The sequence below is a fragment of the Collinsella sp. CLA-ER-H7 genome, assembly GCF_040092345.1.
In the GTDB taxonomy this organism is placed as follows: Bacteria; Actinomycetota; Coriobacteriia; order Coriobacteriales; family Coriobacteriaceae; genus Collinsella.
In genome coordinates, this window is the sequence record NZ_JBBNLT010000013.1 from 43573 (window position 1) to 65857 (window position 22285).

At 55.1% G+C, this 22285-nt stretch carries 18 protein-coding genes and 2 pseudogenes; 2 read left to right on the forward strand and 18 right to left on the reverse strand.

From position 1 onward, the window contains the following. Nucleotides 1–104: 104 nt before the first annotated feature. From AAAX75_RS08385 to AAAX75_RS08430, 10 genes are all read right to left on the reverse strand, one after another. Nucleotides 105–1505, reverse strand: a complete 1401-nt coding sequence (locus AAAX75_RS08385) for a PTS transporter subunit EIIC (RefSeq protein WP_040358191.1) — start codon at nucleotides 1503–1505, stop codon at nucleotides 105–107. Between the two features lie 183 nt (nucleotides 1506–1688). Then, nucleotides 1689–2660, reverse strand: a complete 972-nt coding sequence (locus tag AAAX75_RS08390; protein WP_349091873.1) for a LacI family DNA-binding transcriptional regulator — start codon at nucleotides 2658–2660, stop codon at nucleotides 1689–1691. Between the two features lie 247 nt (nucleotides 2661–2907). Further along, entirely contained in the window at nucleotides 2908–3573 is a 666-nt protein-coding gene (locus AAAX75_RS08395; RefSeq protein ID WP_349091856.1) for a DUF4956 domain-containing protein, read from the reverse strand. 3 nt (nucleotides 3574–3576) lie between these two features. After that, nucleotides 3577–4368, reverse strand: coding sequence for a polyphosphate polymerase domain-containing protein (locus AAAX75_RS08400; protein WP_349091857.1), 792 nt, complete (start codon nucleotides 4366–4368; stop codon nucleotides 3577–3579). Beyond that, nucleotides 4355–6124 carry a CotH kinase family protein gene (locus AAAX75_RS08405; RefSeq protein ID WP_349091858.1) on the reverse strand — a complete coding sequence of 590 codons (1770 nt, stop codon included), beginning with the start codon at nucleotides 6122–6124 and terminating at the stop codon, nucleotides 4355–4357. Before AAAX75_RS08405 ends, AAAX75_RS08400 begins: the two co-directional genes overlap by 14 nt. After that, complete coding sequence (pelG, locus tag AAAX75_RS08410; RefSeq protein ID WP_349091859.1) at nucleotides 6114–7658, reverse strand: exopolysaccharide Pel transporter PelG; 1545 nt, start codon at nucleotides 7656–7658, stop codon at nucleotides 6114–6116. The genes AAAX75_RS08405 and pelG overlap by 11 nt, the downstream gene beginning before the upstream one ends. Nucleotides 7659–7661: 3 nt before the next feature. Continuing rightward, on the reverse strand, nucleotides 7662–9089 hold the full coding sequence (pelF, locus tag AAAX75_RS08415) for a GT4 family glycosyltransferase PelF (protein WP_349091860.1): 1428 nt from the start codon (nucleotides 9087–9089) through the stop codon (nucleotides 7662–7664). Further along, nucleotides 9086–10966 carry a DUF2194 domain-containing protein gene (locus AAAX75_RS08420; RefSeq protein ID WP_349091861.1) on the reverse strand — a complete coding sequence of 627 codons (1881 nt, stop codon included), beginning with the start codon at nucleotides 10964–10966 and terminating at the stop codon, nucleotides 9086–9088. Before AAAX75_RS08420 ends, pelF begins: the two co-directional genes overlap by 4 nt. Further along, the gene (locus AAAX75_RS08425; RefSeq protein WP_349091862.1) at nucleotides 10963–11868 is read right to left on the reverse strand and encodes a hypothetical protein; all 906 of its coding nucleotides are present in this window, start codon (nucleotides 11866–11868) and stop codon (nucleotides 10963–10965) included. Before AAAX75_RS08425 ends, AAAX75_RS08420 begins: the two co-directional genes overlap by 4 nt. After that, nucleotides 11865–14003, reverse strand: coding sequence for a DUF4118 domain-containing protein (locus AAAX75_RS08430; RefSeq protein ID WP_349091863.1), 2139 nt, complete (start codon nucleotides 14001–14003; stop codon nucleotides 11865–11867). The genes AAAX75_RS08425 and AAAX75_RS08430 overlap by 4 nt, the downstream gene beginning before the upstream one ends. A 591-nt stretch (nucleotides 14004–14594) precedes the next feature. Here AAAX75_RS08430 and AAAX75_RS08435 point away from each other — a divergent pair. After that, the gene (locus AAAX75_RS08435; RefSeq protein WP_349091864.1) at nucleotides 14595–15683 is read left to right on the forward strand and encodes a HigA family addiction module antitoxin; all 1089 of its coding nucleotides are present in this window, start codon (nucleotides 14595–14597) and stop codon (nucleotides 15681–15683) included. A 380-nt stretch (nucleotides 15684–16063) separates the two neighbouring features. Here the strand turns inward: AAAX75_RS08435 and AAAX75_RS08440 are convergent, their stop codons facing one another. From AAAX75_RS08440 to AAAX75_RS08460, 5 genes are all read right to left on the reverse strand, one after another. Next, on the reverse strand, nucleotides 16064–16327 hold the full coding sequence (locus AAAX75_RS08440) for a DUF1653 domain-containing protein (protein WP_349091865.1): 264 nt from the start codon (nucleotides 16325–16327) through the stop codon (nucleotides 16064–16066). Then, entirely contained in the window at nucleotides 16320–16763 is a 444-nt protein-coding gene (locus AAAX75_RS08445; RefSeq protein WP_349091866.1) for a hypothetical protein, read from the reverse strand. The genes AAAX75_RS08440 and AAAX75_RS08445 overlap by 8 nt, the downstream gene beginning before the upstream one ends. Beyond that, nucleotides 16763–17377, reverse strand: coding sequence for a dCTP deaminase (gene dcd, locus AAAX75_RS08450; protein WP_349091867.1), 615 nt, complete (start codon nucleotides 17375–17377; stop codon nucleotides 16763–16765). The genes AAAX75_RS08445 and dcd overlap by 1 nt, the downstream gene beginning before the upstream one ends. Before the next feature lie 137 nt (nucleotides 17378–17514). Beyond that, nucleotides 17515–17742 carry a hypothetical protein gene (locus AAAX75_RS08455; RefSeq protein ID WP_349091868.1) on the reverse strand — a complete coding sequence of 76 codons (228 nt, stop codon included), beginning with the start codon at nucleotides 17740–17742 and terminating at the stop codon, nucleotides 17515–17517. Between the two features lie 220 nt (nucleotides 17743–17962). Further along, nucleotides 17963–18856 carry a hypothetical protein gene (locus AAAX75_RS08460; protein ID WP_349091870.1) on the reverse strand — a complete coding sequence of 298 codons (894 nt, stop codon included), beginning with the start codon at nucleotides 18854–18856 and terminating at the stop codon, nucleotides 17963–17965. 522 nt (nucleotides 18857–19378) lie between these two features. On the opposite strand from AAAX75_RS08460, the pseudogene AAAX75_RS08465 reads away from it, so the two are divergent. Continuing rightward, nucleotides 19379–19579, forward strand: a pseudogene (locus AAAX75_RS08465) (hypothetical protein); the annotation flags it as partial. 193 nt (nucleotides 19580–19772) lie between these two features. On the opposite strand, the gene AAAX75_RS08470 reads toward AAAX75_RS08465, so the two are convergent. The 3 genes and pseudogenes from AAAX75_RS08470 to AAAX75_RS08480 form a co-directional block, all read right to left on the reverse strand. Next, complete coding sequence (locus AAAX75_RS08470) at nucleotides 19773–21032, reverse strand: hypothetical protein (RefSeq protein ID WP_349091871.1); 1260 nt, start codon at nucleotides 21030–21032, stop codon at nucleotides 19773–19775. A gap of 122 nt (nucleotides 21033–21154) precedes the next feature. Continuing rightward, on the reverse strand, nucleotides 21155–21382 hold the full coding sequence (locus AAAX75_RS08475) for a DUF2188 domain-containing protein (protein WP_349091872.1): 228 nt from the start codon (nucleotides 21380–21382) through the stop codon (nucleotides 21155–21157). A gap of 287 nt (nucleotides 21383–21669) precedes the next feature. Then, nucleotides 21670–22158: pseudogene (locus AAAX75_RS08480) on the reverse strand (GDP-mannose 4,6-dehydratase); the annotation flags it as partial. Between the last annotated feature and the right edge of the window lie 127 nt (nucleotides 22159–22285).

Consider the following 22285-nt stretch of genomic DNA (forward strand, 5'->3'; position numbering starts at 1 on the left):
CAAAGTCCTAACGGATCGAAAGTAACAAGGCGCCAGAGATCGACACCAGATACGGGAAACGCCCGCGAGCATACAACCCGCGGGCGCCCCTCAATCAAAAGCTCTTAGGCCTGCTCGGAAGCCTTGGGCTCGTCCTTGTACAGGACAAACGAGACGGCAAAGGAAACCAGCGCGGCGACCGCAAACATGATCGCGTACTGCACGGGCTGGGCCAGGCACAGCAGGATACCGAAGATGCCGGTAACGCCGGTGCCGGAAGCAGCAAGCGAGGTGAGTGCGCAGACCAGGGCACCGCAACCGCCGCCGATGCAGCCGGCGATGAAGGGCTTAAAGAAGCGCAGGTTCACACCAAAGATGGCAGGCTCGGTAATACCCATGAAGGCGGACAGGGCCGAAGGAAGCGCCAGGCCCTTGATCTTGGCATCGCGGGTCTTAAAGGCAACGGCGAGCGCGGCGCCACCCTGGGCGATGTTGGCGGCACTGGCGATGGGCAGCCAATAGGTCACACCGTACTGGGCAAGCTGACCCAGGTCGATGGCGGTGTACATCTGGTGGATACCGGTAACGACCGTGGGGGCATAGAACAGGCCGACGATAAAGGAACCGATGCCGAAGGGCAGGGTCAGCAGGGCCTGGATCAGACCGAGGATGGCGTTCTCGGCCCAGACAAAGATGGGGCCGACGGCAACGAGCGTCACGAGCACGGTCACGAACACCGAGACGAGCGGAGTCACAAAGAGGTCGAACATCTCGGGAACGATCTTGTGCAGGCGCTTCTCGAGGAAGGCCAGAATGGCGCAGGCGATAACGATGGGGATCACATGGCCCTGATAGCCGACCCACTCAAAGCTGTACACACCGGGAATAACGGTGACCATGGTCTGCACGCCCTCGGAGGCAACCGTGTAGGCGCTCTGCAGCGAGGAGTTGATAAACGCACCACCGACGACGGCGCCCAGATACGGGTTGGCGCCAAAGGCCTTAGCCGCGGAGTAGCCGATTAGGATCTGCAGAATGCCAAAGGACGTTCCCGAGACCAGATCGGCAATCTTATAAATAAAGTTATTGGTGTCGAGCGCGATAAAGCCGTTGGAGGCCATAAAGTTGAGGGCGCTCATAATGCCCAGCAGCAGGCCCGAAGCCACGATGGCGGGGATGATGGGGACAAAGACGTCGCCGAGCACCTTAATGGCACGCATAAAGATGTTCTGCTGCTGCGCCGCGGCCTCCTTGACCTCGGCCTTGGTGGCAGCCTCGACGCCGCTAAGCGCGATGAACTCTTCGTAGACCTTGTTGACGGTGCCGGTGCCAAAAATAATCTGGAGCTGGCCCTGGGCCTCAAAGACGCCCTTGGCACCATCGACATTCTCGATGGCCTCCTTGTTAACCTTGGAATTATCGGCAATCACCAGGCGTAGACGCGTGGCGCAGTGTGCGGCCGAAACAACGTTGTCGGCGCCACCGACGTTGTCGAGCACCTCTTGGGCTGATTTGCGGTAGTCCATAACTTCCCTTTCCTCCAACGGGCGCATGTGCACCCGGCCATCTTTGACACATACACTGTAATCGTTTTCAGTTTGATATGACTGTAATCGTTTTCATAGTAGGGTGAACGGTAGGAAAAAGCCGGCGAATGGTAGTTTTGAGACAAAACTGGGGACTCAAAGGCAGGCAGACACGTCCAAGGCCTAGACATTCATAAGCTGATGGCCGAGCTTGAGCGTCTTGAGACCGCTCTCCCCCTCCTCGCCATCGAGCGCGTTGAGCAACATATTGGTCGCCTCGACGCCGCTGGTCAGGTAGCCGTAATGCACGGTGGGAATGCCGCCCGTCAGCGCGCGCAAAAATGCGTTGTCGCCGAAGCCGCTCACGCGACGCACGCCCTCGCCCATGCCACGCACCTCGTCAAGAGCGCGCAGGGCGCCGGCAGCCATAGTGTCGGTCGCGCACGCGATAAACGAAACATCGGGGGCATCGGCAAGCAGCTCGCGCGCAGCGCGATAGCCCGAGTCGAGCGTAAACGAGCCCAGGCGAATCAAGGCGGCATCGAGCGGGTTACCCGCGGCGCGCAAGCCGGCCTCAAAACCGCGACGGCGGTCATAACCGGCCGCGCGGTCCTCTTCGGTAACTCCGATGTAGGCGATCTTGCCATCCACCCGACCCGCAAGCGCACTGCCGAGCTCAAAGGCAGCCTCGTAATCGTCGTGATAGACGCACGCCGCGCCCTCGACATGTTGGCCGATCAACACAATGGGTACACGGCACGACTCAATCGCGCGACGGTGCTCGTCGGTGATCATAGTTGCCACCAGAACAATGCCGTCAACCGGGTGGTTTTGGAATAAATCGAGGTATTCGAGCTCACGATCGGCCGCGTTGTCGGTGTTGGCAAGCAGCATCTGGTAGCCACGGCGACCGAGCACCTGACCAATGCCGGCGGTAATGCGGCTCACGGATTCCGAGTTGATCTTAGGCACGATAACGCCGATGAGCTTAGTGGAGCCGGTGCGCAGCGCGCGAGCCTGGCTGGATCGCACGTATCCGGTCAGCTCGATTGCCTGCTTAATGCGCTCGGCCTTGTCCGCCGAGATATATCCACCGTTGAGGTAGCGCGAGACGGCGGCGCTCGAAACGCCGGCCAGCTCGGCCACATCTTTCATCTTAACCACGAGCACCCCTGTCATTGAAATCGCTTTCACCATAATACCCGCGAACGCGCTCAATGAATCAACTCGCCCATCCAGGTCGAGCAAACGTCAGCGAGCGGGCAGCTGCCGTGGCGAGGTGCCGCGAAAGAGGAGCGAAGCGTACTTAATGTACGCGAGCGACGGTTTGAATGGCAGATCGCCCGGCAGATGCCCGCGCAGCGTCGAGCGGTCCGGCGTTTGTTAAAACGCCGGAAAATAGTTAGCCGTGGTACTCGCCGTTGTACTGGATGAGCGTGAGGTCTTCAACGCCATCGAGCGCGCGAATGGCGTCGGCATAGGGCATGTCAACACCGTCCGAGAAAAGCTCGACGGCCATCTCGACTTTGTCGCCGCGCATCGTCTTGGACTTGACGGTAAACTTGGTGCGCCCAAATGCACGCACGATATCGTCGCCGGCGGTCTGGCCCGTGTAGTGGATGACCATCATGTACACGCGTGCCTTATCCTGGTGGCTCGCAAAGCCGGCAATCATCACCACAATCACCACTGCCGTAAGCCCCACGAGCGCGTACATGCCGGCGCCTGCCGTAATGCCCGTGGTAATGGCCCAAAAAAGATACAGCAGGTCGAGCGGGTCCTTAACCGCCGTACGATAGCGGACGATTGACAGAGCACCTACCATACCGAGCGAGATGACCACGTTGGTCGAAATCGCGAGCGTGACCATGCAGGTGAGCACGCACATGCCCACGAGCGTCACGGCAAAGCTACGCGAATACACCACACCGGTAAAAAAGCGCTTGTACACGTAATAGATCAGGATGCCCATGGCGAGCGCCACGAGCAGCGAAAGGCCAATCTTGGCAGGGTCGACCTGACCAAACGCCTCCAAAACGGAGTTCTTAAAAAAGTCCCTGGTGCTCATGGTCTAAATATCCCCTCGGTTCTCAAAATCCGATTCCCAGTAGTTAAATCCGCGAAGGTAGGCGGTCTTGTCGTAACACAGGCAGTACTTGGAGACCGCCGTAAGCTCGGCTGCGCCCGGCGGCACCATATCGCGCACCAGCTGCGGGCAAAACTCCGTAAACTTGACCTCCATCACTAGCTTGCCGGGCTCCAGGACCGGCAGCGCGGGCAGCGTCGCGTCAAAGATATCGAAGCTTCCCACCGCGGCACGCACGTTCATGTCAAACGTAATGCGCACAGTGCCCTCATCCATCACCCACGGCTCGCGCTCGTAGTCCACGATGGTCCGCGGGCGCATCATGTTGCAGATGCACTCGATGTAGAACTCGCGGCAGAGCGGATAGGGGCTCCTCAGCAAAAAGTCGTAGTCGCCGGCCAGGATCTGCTCAAACTCGCCGCGCGTGAGCGGCGCATCCTCCTTGTAAATCCAGCTACCGTACTTCTTTTTGCGCTCGAGCTTAATCACCTTGTCGCTGCCGTTATAGATGCGTACGCGATACTTTTTGCGCATGAGAATGCCGGCGTCTTTTTCCTCGTAGGCCGAGTTGCAGTAGTCGTCAAAATACAGGCTGCGAATAGTGTAACCGCCCGCCCGCGCATGCTTGTCCAGCTTAAACACCGGCGCCATGCGACAGGCAAGCGCGGCGTGCTCGCCCTCGTTAATGAGATATTTGAGCTCGTGGCGGTAACGCTCCTGCGTGGTACGCACAGGCGGAGCCGCCAAGCGCTCAAGCAGCGCGCTAGCCCTCCTCATACGTGTCCTCCACGACCTTACCGCCATCTTGCACGTAAAAACACTTCATGCCGTAGTGCTTGCCGTCGTCGGTCACATAGTAGTCAAACGCATCTTGCGTATAGCCATCGGAGTTGGTAGCACGCACGCGCACAAAATACTGGCCGGCATCGGGCGCATCGCAGGTAACCTCAGGCAGCAGCACGTCGTCGGCCTTAAAAAGCACGTCCTTGATGGCATAGTCGCGCGCAAGCTCTACGGTGTAGCGAATGTCGCGCGCCTCAAAGTCGTAGGACGCATCCCAGTTAATACGAAGCTTACCGTTATCGATCCGCGGCACGCCGATGTAGAACGGCATGGGCTTTTTAAAACTCTCGCGAAAGCTCTTGTAGTTCTCCTCGATCTCGGAGGGAATCGCCGCGGCGATCTGCTCGTATTGGTCCTTGGTGACAGGCAGATGGTCGATATCGGGCGAAGCAAAGACCAGCGATTCAGTAACCTCGCGGTAGTGCTTGATCATCTTGCTCAGGCGTGCCTCGGTCATATACGAACGCAGGTCCTTGACGGCGCGGTCGAGCTCGCTGCGGAACGATTTGCTGCGCAGCGCACGATTGAACAGTACGTTGCCCCAGTAGTTGCTCACGCCGCGCTCCCAGCTCGCGTAGTCCGAAAACCCGGTAAGAGAAAGCTCCAGCTTACGCAGCATGCCGTCGTTATCCCAATCCAAAAAGTACCAGGTATTTGAGTTGAGCGGGCTGTACAAATAGCAGTTACGGTTCTGCGTATCACAGTTGCCCGTCAGAATCTGAAACGCCAGCCAATAAACCAGATTCTCGGAATCAAAGTAGGTATCGAACATATCATCGATCTTTTGCGATTCGTCGTTGAGCGCATCGAGCATCTCGATGAGCTTGGTGTGGTCCGAATCGCCCTTAATCTCGAGCATGCCCTCAAATTTAGCCTGGTTGTAGTCGGGATCGTCGGCGAGCTTAATGATGTCCTCGTAGCGATGGAAATCGAAGCTGTTCACCTTATACAGATGCCCGTTCTTATCCAAGCCGTGCGCCTTAAGCGCCGTCTTATTGAGCTGCTCCACCTGCGTAAACAGGCCGTAGTCCTCAAAGGTGTCGTTGGACTTTTCGGTCTGGTCGCACACCCACAGATGCACAAACTGCGTACGTAGGCCCATCATCTGGGGAATCCCACGGATAAGGTCGTAGGCCATCTTGTTGCGAAAACGCATACCCTCGCCCATGTGCTTGTTGAGCGCAATCGCGCGCTGTTGGCGCCAGGTACCCTTGCCCTTTTTGAGCTCCACCTTGTAATTCTTTTGCGAGTTCATGCTCGACGTCTGGCCGCGCACCTGCACGGTAGCATTGGGCGCTTCCTCGCCATAGCCAACCTCGCCGGCCTCCGGGGCCTCTTCGTCGCCCGGCTGCAACAGGCCCATAACCTGATAGCGCGTCACGCCCATGTCGGCATAGTCATACACCGAGTACGTGTTGATCTCGGCCCAGCTGTGGTCGGTGTTCTCGGAGCTGTTGCCGCGCGAGACCGTCAGGTACATGGTCACAATGCCCGAGTCGTCGTAGACCTCGTAGAGCTCGTCCTTGTCGCGCAGGTGTTTGGCCTTATTCGAGGCCTCAGCCTTTTTAATCTTGTCCTGCTTTTTGACCTTTTTAGTCGAGGATTCGTCCTGAGACGAACAGCCCGAAAGCAACAGCGCGCCGGCAGCCGCCTCGATCAGGCAGCGGCGAGACATCAACTTATCGATCATCAGAACCTCCCCAATGTTTTTGATACAGGCGAACCACCATACGTTCAAACGCACTGCGCGGCTCACCGCCCGCGCGCTTGTCCTCGTAGCATTGCTCAACACGGTCGAGCACCCGGCCAAGTTCGGTAAACCAGCCCGTCTTGTCGGTCGCCACAATGGGCTGCTGGCTCAGGATACGATACGGCAAGTTGGCGGTATAGGCATCGAGTCGCAGCAGCGCCACGATAAAAAACACCGCCGCACCCAACAAAAAGCCAAAGCCGTAAAACTGCTGCGGCAAGAGCAGAGAAACGGCAGTCGCCAGCCCGGCCACACCGGCAAACAGGCCCGAAGCCAGAACGGCCCCCTTGTAGTCGGTAAAGTACAGCAAGATGAGCATCACCGTATTGCCCACGGCATACAGGCCATAACCCACGCACAGCGTGCGAAAATACCCGTGCATCAGGTTGTTAAAGCCCAGCGGCAGAGCCGAGAGCACCGTGGTCTCGAGAGAAATGACCGCAGCGGTCACAAACAGCTGCTTGAGCGCGCAAAAGCGCAGTTCGCTGTTGAGCGTGGAGAGCATCTCCTCCTCGGCCACCACAATGTCGCCTACCACGCCGCCGTCGTTGAACAGGCTGTAGTAGTCGCGATAGCGCGGATAGAAGTTGACCTCGACCGAGACCACAAAGTTGACGGTCGTGACCAGGATGGTCAAAAACGCGATGAGCGCCGGCACATCGTAGTAGGGCGCACCATAAAAGAAGCCCTTGACCTGCACGCCAATGGGACCGGCCCAAATAATCACCAGGTGCGCAAAGAGCCCCAGATTGGTTAACAGGCCCGTGAGCGCCAGCGGCATAAACTGATCGAGCCACCGCAAAAAGGGCCAGGGGCTGCGGTCGCTCTGAGGAAAATACCGGTACAGCAGCACCACGTCCCAGGCGAGCATGACGCCGTAGCCCAGAGCAATTGACGCCAACAGGCCCTCGACCGGCGGCAGTCCCAGCGCCAGCGCGGCCAGGGCGCACAGGCACGCCACGCCAATGGCAGCCGCAAAGCTGCACAGGATGCCGCGGTAATCCTTGATGGCCGTGAGGTAACTCATGCCGTTCCAGTTGACGATCATAATGTTGAACAGCCACAGGCACAGCAGCCCCTGCAGCAGCGTGGCGCCCGAGAACAGCAAAAAGACGCCGTAGAGCACCGTGCCCGCAACGAGCATGATGGCGTTGGAGCCCCAAAACGAAGGCAGTATCTCATCCTCGCGCTCGGCAAACAACATATCAGCCAAAAAGCGCGTGACCGGCATGGAGAAAAAGCACGTGAGCGTGAGCGACGCCAGCAGCGTATAGGTCACCATGCACACCAGCAAGTCCTGGTTGGCGCGCCCCACGCCCCACAGACCGCACAGCACCAAGATACCCACCTGGAGCAGCACACCCAGCAGCATGGGGCCCGTGCACACAATGCCGGCGTAGCCGTAAGCGCGCATCGTGGCAAACAGGCCCTTGCGCCTAAACAGGCGCTTGAGCTCAAAACCAATTCCGGCCACCGGCTACTCCCCCTCTCTGGGCAGGTCAAACGCTTGCGCCGTCTCGTCGTACAGCGCGCGATAGTTGGCGAGCATCTGCTCGTGCAAAAAGTACGTGGCAACGCGACGCTGCCCGCGCTCCCCCATCTCAATGCGACGGGAGCGGCTCACGCACATGCGCTCCATGGCATCGGCCAAACCCTTGCGATACATGGGCGGCGTCACAAATCCCGCCACGCCAAAGTCATCGCCCGGTGCGCCCTCCAGCAGCTCGCGGCAGCAGCCCACCTCGGTCGTCACGCAGGGACGGCGCGCTGCAAGCGACTCCAGCACGCTGAGCGGCTGGCCCTCAGAGATGCTCGTCAAAATGGTAAAGTCGAGCTTTTCCATGTACTCGACCACGTTGACGCGACCGGTAAAGATCAGGTCGTGCACGCCCAGGGTTTCGACCAGCGCGTGGCACTCGGCGCTATACTCCTCGTCGTCCACGCCGCCCATGATGTGCAGACGCACCTTAGGCAGGCGCTCGTGCAGTTCAAAGAAGGCATAGATCATAGTCTTGACGTCCTTGATGGGAGCCAGGCGCACCACCGCGCCAATGTCCACCCAACCGTCATCGGGCTTTATGGGAATGTCCTTAAAGCGGTCGAACTGGATACCGTTGGGGATGACCAGACATTTGTCTGCATCGCAACCCATATCGATCTGCGTCTTGCGAGCGTTATGGAACAAACTGGTCACGCGGAAGGCGCGGCGGTAGATCTCCTCCGAAAGCAGGTAGAAAAAGCGAATCCAGCGGTCCTTAAATGACGGCACCACCCAGTCGGCGCGAATGATCTCTTCCTCGCGTTCGCGGGTATAGATGCCGTGCTCGGTGAGCAGCACCGGCGCATGGTGAACGCTTGAGCCCAGGCAGGCGAGCAGGCCGCCGTAACCAGTCGAGATGGCGTGGTACACATCGGCCACCGGCACCTCGCTGCCCAGAAGGTAGAGCACGGGCAGCATCATGGAGCGCATGGTGTGGAATGCATCGGCAAAGGGCGTGTAGGGGTACTCTGCCAGGCACACGTCGCGGAAGATATCCATAAACGTGCGGCTCTGCAAAAACGAGAGCGGATGCACGCGACGGCGCTGGAAAATATCGAACAGCACGTCCCAGTCCGGATTGGAGAGCGATACCAGGCGGCGCAACGCCTCGCGCTCGCGGTCGTTAAAACTGGCTTCGTGCTGCTCGCCCGAAAGCCGCAGGGCATCGTCCAGGAACACCTCGTGCACCTCGACCACGTTGCTGGGCAGCTCGTAGACAAATTTGCCGCGGTCGGCAGCATGTGCGCCGATCACCCATAGCACAAACTCATGCTCGGGCATGGCCTGGATATAGCCATGCATCCAGGTAGATACGCCGCCGTGCACATAGGGGTAGCAACCCTCGAGTACCAAGCAGATTCTCATCTGTCGCCACCCTCCTTGCGCTCGATCGTCAGGGTATTATCATTTGCCTTGAGCAGATACAGATTGCCCGTAAGGTGCGTCAGTTCGCCACCCGTCACCGCACCCGGCTCGCCATTATTGGCGCGGAACATGAGCCACGCCTCGTCGTGGAAATTGCCCAGGCTGAGCGTCCAGGCATCCGCACTGGTATCCACGCTCACCGTAACCGACGAAAAGCGCTGAATGGCGCCCGAGCATTCCGAGCCGGTCTGGCGGCGCAGGTCGGGCGCAGACTTGGTAAGCCAGTCCAGGTAGTCGGTCAGGCCGCCCTTGTAGACTTCCCAGCCCTCCTTGGCGCCGCGATCGGGATCGAGCAGGTCGTCCGGGTGCATAAAGTGCGTACTCACGTAGTGCATGTTGAGCTCGGACACGGCAGCCAGGCGCATATAGGAATCGTCGACCATGCCGCCCGAGACAATACGCGGCTGCTCCACAATACCATCGCTCGCCACGCCAAACTCCTGCACGTACGGCAGGTCGGTACCGTCCTCAAAGTACGTACTAGCAATAGTCTTAATGCGCGGAACGTCGGTGCCGATAAGTTGGCGCGCGCGGGCCGAAAGGATATTCGACGGTGGCACGTAGACCGAGCCATGAGCGTTGGGCAGGACCTCGTCTTGAAACGCGATAAGTTCGTTAAGCGAAGCGACGAGCGTCTCTTTGTTCTTCCAGGTCTTGTAGACGTACAGCGTGCCATAGTCGGTATCCCAGAGCGCCAGAGGCTGATGGTTGTAGCCGTGAAAGCCCAGCTCTCCGCCCATCTGCAGCAGCATGCCGCCAAAATAGCGGAACTGCGTGGTATCGGGTTGGCGCGCGGGCTCGGTCTGGTTGACCGCGTCCTCGTAGTTTTCGATCATCACGCCGGTATAGCGAATGCCGTATTTTTGCGCGAGCTTTTGCAGATCGGGCCACCAGACCTTGGTGTAAAAATCGGCAATGGAAAGGTCGTAGTCACGCTTGATATAAGTACCATCGCCCGAGGGCACGGGGCTAGGAAAGTCGTCCAAATAGAACACGGCGCTGTTGATGACCGGATAGGCCGTGGCACCACCCAGCAAGCTTATGGCCGAAGCATAGAACCCACGCATGACCTTGTCGTAAATGCCAATGTTGCACACCACGGTGTGACCACTTCCGCAATCGTTAGACCACATGAGCGGCGTGCCCGCGTCACCGGTCCTTGCCCAGACGTGCGCCGTTTCGCGCAATGAAACCGAAAGCGAAGAATCGAAGGGGTCCGAGAACTCGTAGCGCTCTCCTCCGCCCAACATAAAGTCCTCGCTCGGAACGATACTTTCGGCTGTCGCATAGTCATATCCGGCCGATTCGATCCCAAGCTTGGAAGCAATAGCCTGCAGGCAGTTCGAGCTATCTGGCGTCATGCCCAGCATGAGTGAGCCGCCCGCACTCACCCAACTCATCAGATCGGTCAGATGCGCACCCAGTCCGTCAAGCGAGGGCATAAGCACAATCACGCGATCAAACGACGTGAGCGATGGGATCGCGTCCGCACCGTCGATGGCAATATCAACATCGCGATGGGCGATCTTCATGTCCAGCAAAATCTGGTCGAACTGGTCTTTAACGTCGTCGACGCTATCTTGGTCCGAGTCGGTAATGACCAGGCACGTGGGCTTTTGGCCAAAGATTGCCGAGGAGGCAGGCACCGCATCGTTGGCGGCAAGCATCCCCAGCTTATGCTGGCCCGCACTGTACTGCACGCCGGCACGCTCCACCAGCAGCACGGCGGCCATGGCAATAAAGACCGCCCACACCACGAGGAGTCCCATCCAACGAAAGCGGCCTGCACGGTCGCGGATATGTTGCGCCACACTCATCTGGCCTCCTCCCCGTCGCGCCAAAACGCCAACTTTTCGCGGTTGTCGGCGCTCAAATATACATGTTGCTTGTCAATCGCATCGATCACACGGTGAACCTCGACACCGTTGTGGCGCATCACGGCCAGCCGCAGGCAAAGCATCCAAACCTCCTGCTCCTCGGGCACGTCGAGCACCAGCTGGTCGGTCACGGCCTGCGCCTCGTCGATCTGTCCGACATCGGCCAGCGCCGTCGCGTATCGAATGCGCAGCTCAAAAGTGTCTTCGCGCTCGCAGCGACGCGCAAGCAGGCGCGCGTACTGTTGGCGCTGAATCTGAGCCACGCGTCCCTCAGCCAAACCCGAGCCCAAATATTCACCAAGAAAATCGCAGTATTCGTTGAGGTTTTGCGCATTCGGGTCCGTCTTAAAGGCACGCTCCAGCTGCTGAAGCTTAAGGTCGGACTCCTTGGAGATCTGCGCCACCGCCGTCGCGGCATAGTGCGCCACCTCAACGTCGTCGTTAAGCTTAGCCGCCTGCAGCTGCGCCAGGTACGCGTCGGGCTCCTCGGTGAGCATGGAGAGCATTAGGCGGCGCCGGCATGCCGGATCGTTGACGATGAGCGCCTCCTCGAGCGGCACTACGCCTGCATCGGCGTCACGGTCGTGCACCAGGATGCTGCGATGCAGGACGTCGTTGAAGCGCAGCGACTCCAGCGCAGACTCTTTCAGCCCCTCGCCAAACACCGCGCTGCGGGCCGATAGCAGAACCACCAGCAACGGGCCCCACAGCGGCACCAGCACTATCACAGCCAACATGTGCCCGCGCACCGGCAGCAGGCCCAGCTTCATGAGCGTCCACAGCATCAGGCAAACCAGCGCATGAATCAGCAGCAAGACGGCAGCAACGACAAGCGAGATCAAGCGGCACCCCCCTCACCGTCACCGGTGTAAGAGATGTGCTGCAGCAGCGCCACGATATCCTCGCCGTCGACGGGCTCCACCGCAATATGCTTTGCGCTCAGGCGCTCGCGGATAATGGGCAGATCGCACGCCTTTGCCTGACGCATAAGCAGGTAGAGCACGTCGCCGTCGACCAAGCCCGCCGCGTCGCTCTCGCGGATTGCCGACCCAATTGCGCCCACCAGCTCGCCGACAGGCTCCATGCCCGGTACCACGCGCAGGAGCAAAAAACTCCCCATCTTGCTATCTGCCAGCGCCTGCTCCGCCGCGAGCTCTTGGCCAAAGGCCGCCTGCTTGAGCACGCAAGTGCCGTCAACGCAGCGTTTATCCTGCGCCACCGCCTCATAGTCAAAGGCACGGCCCAGCGCGCTTTCGACCAGCCCGCACAAGATGCGGAACAGGTTTTGATAATAGAGGGTCATTTGGTTTTCGGCCGCACTACGCACAAAGATCAACACGGCGGGTGCCCCGTCGCGCTCGATCGTGTATCCAAACATGGGAAGCCCCGGCGTCAGCTCGCGGTTCACCCACAGGTTCGAACGACCCCCGTCGCCCAAAAGAGGTGCAAGCTGCTCAAGCGTGAGCGAGCGTGCGGCATCTTCGGCAATCGCGGGACTTGCTGCCACCAGGCGTGCAAATGCCCCGCCCGAAACATGGTAGATCGCCACCGAATCGTTCTCGAGGATCTCGCCCAGAAGCTCGCAGCACTTGCGATAGATATCGCGCGGGTTGAGCACGTCGAGCTCCTGCGTCACGGCAAAGATCTTGCCAAAGCTGTCGTGGCGACCCACGATCTGGCGCCTGTACGCGCGCTTATCATCGATCGCGTCGTGATAGAGCTGCGTAAGAAACGTATTGCGGTTGCGCACGAGCTCGTTTTGATCACGCTCCGCCCTAATGGCTTCGCTGTTGCGCAGCTGCACATAGCCGCACACGGCACCCACAACAAAGTACGCAATAAACGGCAGCCAGTTGGACGGCTCGTAGAACAGGCCCTGGAAGGTATAGCCGTACTGAGTAAAGTAGCTCGCGGCCAAACCCACCGACGCCAGCAGCGCCGCAACCAGGCCAAAATCCAAGCCATACAGCGTGCCGATCAACACCACGTAGAGCAGGCGATAATCGAGCACGTTGAGCTGGGCCGATTGTGAGAACAGATGCTCCAGCACCTCGAACAGAACCCAAGCAACGCCCGTCTCCAGGCATTTGATGGGCAGCGAGCGCATCTGGATGCGGTCGATGGCGGCACGCAAGGGGTTGACCTTCTTCGCGCGACCGGCATCCCAACGCGCCTGAATGGTCGAAAGATCGCGCATCAGGTCGTAGCGCTGAAACCAACCATAACGAACGCGAACGATGTCGCTGACGGGCATGGCGTAGCCGGCAGAATCGCCATAGGCAACCGAGAGCCCTAGGAACAGCGCCTTGAGAGCCTCGCCCACCTCACCCGCCGTGTGATGGAAGGTATCGGCAATATCGAGCGTCTCAAAGTTACCATCCCAGCTATCGAAGATACGGCGTACCAGCACCGCAAGCTCCTCGGCACACAGCAGGGGAAACGCCGCATCCTGCGCGCCCTGCAGAGCAACCGATCCGGTTGAGCACGCGTCGAACAGCGGCACCAAAAACGGGTCCTCCAGCGCGGCAGACGCGGTATACAGGAACGGCACGCGCAGGATCTTGGTCTGAACGCCCTCGCGAGCAGCGTAGTAGCGGCACAGGTCGTTGGCTGCGTGCGCGATAATGCCCTTGCCCGTTCGCCCCGCGGCATCGGCGGCACCCTCGGCACCCGCGGGCCCCGCTACATACAGCAGTTGGACCCGGCGACCCGCGCACGCACGAAAGACCGAGCGCAGCGTCTCGATATCGCCCACGGTATCGGTATGCGGGGTAAGGTAATTGGATAGGTAGACCACGCGGTCGAACTCGTAGGCCTGATCCAGGTGTTGCAGAAGCTCTTTCCACGAGGCATGGGGCGATGACTCGTCGCGGCGCGCTTCCGCGGCAGCGACGACCTGGACATGGTCCCGGGGGAACGCCTTGGCACAAAAGTCATCGTCAACATATGCGGTGTTGCCAACAACCAGCACCTCCATGGCGCACCCCTCCCCTAAAATCCACTTTAGTCATAGTCAAACATGCGTATTTTACGCTGTCAACGCGAGCTGGAACGCCTTTAAGGCTGTTTTAAGAACTTTTTTAGAAGCCCAGAGGTCGAAAGCGAACGCGCAAAACGAAACAGATCCAATCCAATGCGGAATATACGTGTAACATAATCGGTTACATGATATGTTGAACACGAACAATATGATGTAACGCGATTGGTTACAGGAATGAAAATACGCTACGCCAACAAAAGGCTCGAGGAAATATGTACCGACGAAAAGAAGTGCAAGAAAAATAGGTCCGACATCGCAAGGGGTGTAAAGCTCCGACACAACACATTAGAGACAGCCAGCTCGATGGAGGATCTAAAGAATCTAGACCCATGCGGAAGATGGCATCAGCTTTGCGGTGATAGAGAGGGTCAATGGGCGGGAAAAATAAACAAGAATTATCGAATGATTGTCGAGCCAATTAACGGATGTATGAAAGTAACTAAGGTCGAAAAAACAACGGACGAAGAATCCTCAGTAAAAGTTCTATCAATTGAAGACTATCACTAGGCACATAAAGGAAGCAGAACAATGGGAACCAACTATGCGGTTGCACCTGGCATGTATTTACAAGAATGGCTAGATGACGAGCAGATGACGCAGCAGGCCCTTGCCGACCGACTTGGCATCTCCCGCAAAACGGTTAACGGGATACTAAAGGGTACGCAGCCCATCTCGCAGGACACCGCCATTAAGCTTGAAAGAGTCACCTCTATTCCCCGGGATAGCTGGATTCGCTTCGAGGCAAAGTACCGTGAAGATCTAGCTAGGCTCGAAGATGAGCTAAAAATGGCAAGCTCCGCCGACATCATCACCCCGCCGTTAGGAAAGTTTCTTCGCGACAAAGGGCTTACTACCGCCACCAAAAGAAACCCCGGCAAGCTCGTATCTGATTTTTTGAATGTTGTTGGTTACGGCAGCATAGATGCTTATGCGAAAGGCGTCGATTGCGTCTTCTCCTCCATTGCGACGTTAAAAGAGGCAGGTAAACCCGTTGACCCCGCAAGCATGATGGCTTGGATTTCGCTAGGTGAAAGCGCCGAAACGCCAACAACCAATGGGGCTAAAGCATACAACGAGGTATCGCTCAGAGCCTCTTTGAGCTCATTAAGACAACGCGCGGCAACGACAGACGATATGACCTTAACGGACATTACGCACCAACTGGAGCAATGTGGCGTCACGCTGCAGTTCATTTCTGCGCCAGATCAATTTCCGCTACATGGAATAACGCGTTGGACCAAAGACGGAAGACCCGTAATCCAGATGACGGGCAGACGCAAAAAAGACGGTTTTATCATTTGGACTCTGTTCCACGAAATCGGGCACATTCTAAATGACGGGAACGTAGGAATCACTCTTAGCTATATTGACGAAAAGCAAAGTTCAAAGAGCGAATCCGAGAAGCGCGCCAACGCCTTTGCAAGAGAGGTCCTTATGGGACCAGAGGGTCTCTCGCCTTATCATGACTGCAAGACCTCGACAAAAATCCAGCGTATCGCTCAGGATAGAGGAGATTGCCCGGGAGTTGTGGTAAATCTGATGCACCGAAAGAGGATGCTCGACTACAGCTGGTGCAATGACCTCCTTAAAGACATGACAATTCCTTTTAAGATCTAAAACAAACGGCCGGCCAGACCCCCTTTTTGAGCATCTGCGACCTGCCGTTTTGTTGCAAAAAAAAATGGGTTTTGCTCAGAGGTTTCCGATTTTCCCCGCACTTCCGAAATAATGGCGGCGTCAGCGACAACATCCAGCAATCGCGAACGTAATGAGATATCCATCCAAATAAAAATAGGGGATGCCCTCCGTTGGGAAGGAACCCCCTTGCAAAACGATGGCCCTCAGCGGACCATCGTTTTTTATTTCGATAATCATACCTCAACTGTCACACACCTCACCACAAGGGCATCGAAATGTCTGCGAGCCGAGTTCTAGCCGGGTAACATGCGTCAGTACAGTTACATGCGAGCAAAAACTCAAATAGCTAAAGGAAAAACCTAATCAACGCAATCTTTAACGCCGACAAACTCAAATCTAAGCTCCTGCGTAACCGAAGGATATTTCGAGTGGTCTACAGGGCTCATAAACATATCTAACGGCCTAACGTATAAAGAGCGATCACCATAAAGCGCACGATACACAACATAGAGATCATTGGTCTCAGAATGCTTCGCTGTGCCGATGACAAGATATTCATTTCCCTTGAAATGCCTATAGACTCCACCTGTAACAGGTTTCGTGTACCCTTTTTCGCTAGCCACGACTGTCCCTTGCGTCCCTTATCGAATCAACAGCTTTTAAAACCTGATTTAAAAACATACCGAACAAAATGAAGGCACAGAACAGCACCAAAATAAACAAACCGGCCCAGAGCGCTGGAAGATTAAAGTCTTGAACTGCTCCATAAACGCCGGTCCTCAGTAAATCGTAGATATGACTTCCCACCAAACCGACAGGAATAGCCAAGATTACACATTCAACAACGGCAACCATAAGTTCATGTCGAGCATTCTTCATTTGCTCAGTCAGCTCAATCTCTCGACTTTTTGACGCTATCTCCTGGGCACGTTCTTCGCAGATTTCCGAAACTATCTGGCTCTCCATCGCCTTCTGGGCTTCAAAGCGATCCCCGGGATCCTCATCAGCATAATGCGATTGGGCATATTCAGCAATCAAACTACTGAGCATTTGAGCCATTACTCGACACCACCCGATAGATTGGAAACCATATCCTCAAATATCGCCTTTGCCTGAGGAGACAACTCATCAATAAACTGGGATCCAATAAAAGCGTCTTCATTATGATATCGAGCAGCTTTTTGATTGCGGTACAAGCGTTCAGAGCTTGGCTCAGAGGAAAGCTGCTCAAACACAATCTGAGCAACAGCCATTCCAGGCACGAGAGAAACATTATTCGAAGAAGCATTATGGAGGCCGATACTTAAATATCCTGCGTAACTCGGATTACAATGCTGAGCGGAAACCAAGAGGCCAAAACGGGTGAATCGCGTCCTAGGCATAATGTGGGCAGCAATATTATCCGGAAGCTCAATTCGTTCAGCAATCTTACAAAGAACGAACTGTCCCGGTTTCAAAATATAGCCATTCGATATATCAACCGAATCATAAACAGACTCGACAGTCCGTTGATCAAGCAGATTAACAACACCACTCATTGCAACAATTTCTTGGATACCGTCACCCAACGTCACATCATAGGAGGCCGATTGAAGATGCTTTTCATTAAATGGCGCAATCAAAGGTCTTGGGCTTTGAACGAGTTTAATAATTTCGTTATCAGAAAGCAACATGTCCATCCCTCCTACAAACAGTATTAAATCAAATAGTATAGAGTTCCGAAGAAGCAAAAGCCATACAATTCAATCTAAGTTAATGGCCTTCAACCTGCTTATAAAGAATCGCATTTGTTCTCTAGGGAAAGTGCAGGTCACATACCGAGTTTAAGCTCCCTAACGCTACCACCCGCACCGTGACGATTGTCCAGATCCGGATTCACCCTGCGCTCACGTTCAAGAATATATGCAATCACATCATCTAGTTCCGAAGACTCAAAATCCGGGAAGAACATGTCGTCCGAAGCCGAAGTCTCCTCTGTCGTATTTAAACGAACAATAGCAGGGTTACGAATGCTTTCTCCGGCAGGAAGCTCCCTCATGTCACCTATGCGACATGCATAACCTATCTCATAAGCGACATCTCTCCCGAATGGGGAAATAACCAACACAGTCGTGCATCTTGATAGCTCTTCGATACACCGCCTGTAAACATACCGCTTATTTTTAGCCCCATGGGACCTCACCTTAAGTTCCCTAGGTAAAAAAACATCCAAGCCACGGCGCCTTAGCATTGCCGCAATATGCCGATTAGTATCTTGGTTAGCGTATCTGGATGCAATGTAAACCATGATTCAGCACCTGCCAGAGAGATGAATGGGAAATATCGTTTGAAAGCAAAACGCCTCCTCCATGAGATTCGTTAAGAAAATACACTGCAAGGAAACAGAAAATCGAAACGAATAAAGGAATCAACCATGGGACACTTTTCACAATTGAAGAGAAGCTAGTTGATTCTTCAGTATCCCACCTAACGATTAGACCAACCAAAAACACCATAAGAGACACAGACGCACACATGCAAAGACAGACTTGAAAATAGTCGGCAGCCGAATTGATGGACGTTAACGCAGAACCAAGTGTGAAGATGCCCACAAACGCAGTAAGGAGCGCAACGACGTTGCCATATATCTTTCGCTCCATCATCTTGATAGGCTTAACAAATTTTTTGATTCGCTGCTGATCCGCATCGTATACGTCATAATTGCCAATTGCCTCGATCATCTTTTCGTCGGAAAAGTGGCCACTGTACTCTTGTTCAACGACTCCCTCCACCATTTGAAAAGCTACCTGCGCATACCCATCTTCTTTATTATTGAGTTCGATACTGCTGCCACTCAAATTAGTTAATCGAAAATAGAGATGCGTATCATGCCCAGGAAAGTAAAGGGGCGCATCAAGTAGAATTGCTTTACACATCGAAGAGCACCTAAGATAAACCTGAGCTGTCATGTTAGCTGGCAGACTAATCGACTCAACAGATGAAACAAATATCGAATTACCGGGCTTAAGGACATAGGAATCGCATCTAGTTCCGTCAGCGTAAAACTCTTTGGTTCGCAAGTCATAACTAACGCTCTGGACCCTTCCTTTATCCGCATCTAGCAGATAGCCCTCGTCTATCAGCTGCTTGATTCTTTTGTCGGACAAATACATTCGTACACCCCTTTTCGGAGGGATAAGGTTATTTCTGCTAATTTACCTCTAACTCCAGCACGCTGACACATTAAATTTATGAACTGCGCATCGATGCGCATTAACCATTCTGACCAATTCACACCAACCTAAACCTTTCAATCACTCGGCTCCTCGATCACCTTATTCAATTCGTCAGATAGTCGACCTCCACAACGCCGGCAAGCCCAAGCGCGAGATCATGGACGAGTACAACCTCGGCAAGAGCACCGTGGAGAGGTGGATCGAGTAGATAAACGCGACCGACACGTCGCGCGCCGCGGGCAACTGCACGCCCGAGCAGAACCGGATCCTGGAGCTCGAGCGCGAGAACCGCAGGCTCCGGATGGAGGTCGACGTCTTAAAACGGGCGGCGCTGATATACGCTCGAAAGTGAGGCCCATGGCGGCCAACGAGGGCCGCTACCCCATATCAGCGCAGTGCAGGCTCCTCGGCGCCACAAGGTCGACGCACCACTCCATGCGCTCGCGGCCCGACCGGACCTTCCCAGACGGAAACTCGGCCCTCATGCTGGTGACGGCGAGGCTTAAGAACACAGTGGAGCACGAGTGGGGCAAGAGGAGGTACCTGAACATGTCCAAACTGGAGGAGATGGACGAGCTGAAGGAAAAGGCGGAGGGCAAGAAGAGAAAGGGGCCGAGGACGGCTAAACCAATTTGCGAAAGAATCTTGACGGTACCTTAATGCCCACGATTTTCTCGGTAACATCACGCGCGAGCTCCTCGAATTCAAAACTATCCAACGCTTCGTAGTTGTAACCCATCGCAATACCATCCAACAGGAAAAGCAATTATTGTTTTGCAAGCAATATGTTAATAGAAGCTGATAATTTAGTTTTCAAATCAAAGTTGCAGCTCATAGGAGCGCCAACGGTTATCTAGCCATGCAGTCCGAACGCATCCGGGCTTATCAAGCCAGACGATTGGCGCAGAGTCTCCTTGAAGGCATCTGAAGTCAGGCGGCCTTCAATATGGGCTTCATAACAACGAAGCAATGTCTCAGTTGAGAGAACTGCGATTTCAGTTCTCTGTGCAATAGAAATCTGCTTCTCAGGGAATGGATCGCGCTCTTCGGGTCTTAGCTCAATCTGAGATGCAAATATTAAGACACCTTTGATTTTTCGGGAATCGCCTTCGGCCTCCATCTCATCCATTTTAATTTGGACATGATCATATGCCTTTGAAATATGCTGTCGCTTCAGCCCGCGGCTGCTGCCTTTAATTTCAATCAAATAGAAAGTGTCATCGTAAGAGAAGTTGAAATCCTCTTCCTTATTGTCTTCGAAGGTTTCATCAACCTCAGCAATCTCGGCCAAAAGGTGCCGAGCATTATTTTCAAGATCAAAATCTTTGGTACAAAGGACTGACTTAATATCCCGATAACTAGAAAGGACTTTCTCAATCCCTTTCTTCTCCTCGTTTAGAGCAGCAATTTGTTCATCTATTTCTTTTACTCGCGCCCTTTGTACTGTTTCATCATGAAATTCGACTTCATCCAGCCAATCAGGAGTAAGCGCGGGCTGGACTTCGGGCGGGAATACAGCGTCAACAATCGCCGATAATTCAACGAAATTATTTACCATGAGTGTTGTAGCTACAAACGCCCCAGAAATCAGCACAGCCGTAACAGTCGATGCGTTGGATTCCAAAATGACGTTTGCGCCAAAAGGAAGCGGCTTAGCAAACGAGAAATCTGAAGATAGCTCCACATCAGACAAATTGGTTTTCGACTCCCCAAAGCAAACGGGCATTGAGAATGAAAATAATTCCCCTATTGGAGATTCTTTAAAGTTGCTAATAATATTTTTCAAAGGGGAGTTTTTTAAATACGCGCTCGAGCCAATAGAATAGTTATATCCATACTCATGTGAATAAATGTAATTCTGCGGCAATAGAACAATGCACTTAGACTTTTTAGAAAGTGCCATCATTTGCCTGACAGACGAAATGTCTGCATGATCTTTTAAAAGTTTGTCGCTGTTGTGATCGCTATTCCATAAATTCTCATCCTGCAAGTCAATGACCGTTAGCTCAGAGGCATCAAAGGCGCTCGCATTGCTGAATTCTCTTATCGTAAGGTCGGTTGTTTCCGTGAATCCACAACCCTGTTTTCTATATACCAATAACTGAGTCTTCATTACATAATCTCCCAATAACCAGAATGGATAAATCCCGTATTAACAATTCATCGCAGTATGGAAACCATTTATCGGCTGTAGGCACGATATCCCGCACCTACAGCCGAAATGAGCCCGGAACCTTAGCCTCGCGGCGGGAAGGGATCGAACCCATGGGAATCCTTTGCGCGAATTCTGCCGTCAGGGCGATGGATAATCAATTCGGACTGTTGGTTAGAGCTAATGATTCGTCCGCGATTTATAGCATCGCGTTGTGTCGTCGTAACGAATGAAGCGCGACTCGCCCCTTCGCCTTTAACCCGCCAACTTCCGTCCGCCCGCTTTATAACGTGTTGATTTCTGCCTTTCATGTACACCTCGCCTTCGAAACCGATTCATCAACGAATCCACAGCACAAGACTTTCAGCAAGTCCGCTCATGCTGTTCCGCTTAGATTTTAAGCGCCGGTGCGAACATGAACTTAAGCGCGCCTTGAATCCCCTGAGTCCGATAGCCGAACGCGTAAACAGTCCGCAAAGGCAAATGCATGCACGATTTAACCAGCCAAAAATAGGGGGACGTCAGCCTGCGCAGACGCCCCCAATGCGAACACGCTATTTGTCACATAAGCCAGATCTCACACGCGACGCCGCGTCCCCTACTGCCCCTGCGCCCTATACCTGGCCTCGGTGGCCTCCTTGGCCGGGCGCCACCAGGACTCGTTGGCCACGTACCAGTCGATCGTCTGCTTGAGCCCCTCGGCGAAGTCGGTGTGCGCCGGCCTCCAGCCGAGCTCGCGCTGGAGCTTCGTGTTGTCGATGGCGTAGCGGCGGTCGTGGCCGGGGCGGTCGGCGACCCAGTCGAAGTCCTCGGGGTCGCGGCCCATCGCCTCGAGGATCATGCGCAGGACGGTGATGTTGTTCTTCTCGCCATTAGCCCCGATGAGGTAGGTCTCCCCCATGCGGCCCTTGGTGAGGATGTCCCAGACGGCCGAGGAGTGGTCCTCGGTGTGGATCCAGTCGCGGACGTTCTCGCCGCGGCCGTAGAGCTTGGGGCGGACGCCGTCGACGATGTTGGTGATCTGCCTGGGGATGAACTTCTCCACGTGCTGGAAGGGTCCGTAGTTGTTGGAGCAGTTGGAGATCGTTGTTAGCGCCGGAATAATTTAGCCAAATATAGTCGGCCGAGATTGACCAATCCCGGCCGACCCATTTTAGCCAACACGCCCGCATCTATGACTTTCCTATCGCATTCCTACATCCCCTCGGGCTGGA

Coding starts and splice junctions, on each gene's coding strand:
- pelF (WP_349091860.1), bottom strand. CDS start 9,089: ATGAGAATCTGCTTGGTACTCGAGGGTTGCTACCCCTATGTGCACGGC.
- AAAX75_RS08470 (WP_349091871.1), bottom strand. CDS start 21,032: ATGAAGACTCAGTTATTGGTATATAGAAAACAGGGTTGTGGATTCACG.
- AAAX75_RS08390 (WP_349091873.1), bottom strand. CDS start 2,660: ATGAAAGATGTGGCCGAGCTGGCCGGCGTTTCGAGCGCCGCCGTCTCG.
- AAAX75_RS08400 (WP_349091857.1), bottom strand. CDS start 4,368: ATGAGGAGGGCTAGCGCGCTGCTTGAGCGCTTGGCGGCTCCGCCTGTG.
- AAAX75_RS08420 (WP_349091861.1), bottom strand. CDS start 10,966: ATGAGTGTGGCGCAACATATCCGCGACCGTGCAGGCCGCTTTCGTTGG.
- AAAX75_RS08385 (WP_040358191.1), bottom strand. CDS start 1,505: ATGGACTACCGCAAATCAGCCCAAGAGGTGCTCGACAACGTCGGTGGC.
- dcd (WP_349091867.1), bottom strand. CDS start 17,377: ATGTTGCTTTCTGATAACGAAATTATTAAACTCGTTCAAAGCCCAAGA.
- AAAX75_RS08430 (WP_349091863.1), bottom strand. CDS start 14,003: ATGGAGGTGCTGGTTGTTGGCAACACCGCATATGTTGACGATGACTTT.
- AAAX75_RS08475 (WP_349091872.1), bottom strand. CDS start 21,382: ATGAAAGGCAGAAATCAACACGTTATAAAGCGGGCGGACGGAAGTTGG.
- AAAX75_RS08395 (WP_349091856.1), bottom strand. CDS start 3,573: ATGAGCACCAGGGACTTTTTTAAGAACTCCGTTTTGGAGGCGTTTGGT.
- AAAX75_RS08455 (WP_349091868.1), bottom strand. CDS start 17,742: ATGAGGGAGCTTCCTGCCGGAGAAAGCATTCGTAACCCTGCTATTGTT.
- AAAX75_RS08405 (WP_349091858.1), bottom strand. CDS start 6,124: ATGATCGATAAGTTGATGTCTCGCCGCTGCCTGATCGAGGCGGCTGCC.
- AAAX75_RS08445 (WP_349091866.1), bottom strand. CDS start 16,763: ATGGCTCAAATGCTCAGTAGTTTGATTGCTGAATATGCCCAATCGCAT.
- AAAX75_RS08460 (WP_349091870.1), bottom strand. CDS start 18,856: ATGTATTTGTCCGACAAAAGAATCAAGCAGCTGATAGACGAGGGCTAT.
- AAAX75_RS08435 (WP_349091864.1), top strand. CDS start 14,595: ATGGGAACCAACTATGCGGTTGCACCTGGCATGTATTTACAAGAATGG.